1 protein-coding gene is annotated in these 289 nt (G+C 52.2%); it reads left to right on the top strand.

Annotated features, from left to right (window positions below; translation table 11 throughout):
• Nucleotides 1-201 (top strand): cytidine deaminase family protein (locus J0A66_RS22970; RefSeq protein ID WP_369127396.1); only part of this gene is annotated, 201 nt, incomplete at its 5' end.
• Nucleotides 202-289 lie beyond the last annotated feature (88 nt).

Below are 289 nucleotides of genomic sequence, written 5' to 3'. Positions count from 1 at the left end.
CAGGGCAAGCAAGCCACGGAATTCGACAGCTTACTGATTTATATGCCGGGTGAGACCTTATATTCCCCGTGCGGGGCTTGTCGCCAGGTGATTGTGGAGTTTTTTGCCCCTGACGCGGAGATTATTGCCACTTGTGATAGCGAGTCCAGCCAGAGCTGGCGGGTGGATGAGCTGCTGCCAGGGGCATTTTCAATGCCCTGATAACGGCAGCTGCTGTTTATAAAAGCCCGTATATCTCGCGGGCTTTTTTATGCAACCTTACACATCCATGCAAAAGCGATAACCCACC

Origin of the sequence: Bowmanella dokdonensis, from assembly GCF_017254865.1 — a bacterium.
In the GTDB taxonomy this organism is placed as follows: Bacteria; Pseudomonadota; Gammaproteobacteria; order Enterobacterales; family Alteromonadaceae; genus Bowmanella; species Bowmanella dokdonensis.
Note: the sequence above shows the minus strand (reverse complement) of the source record. Positions and strands in the feature narration are given on the sequence as shown.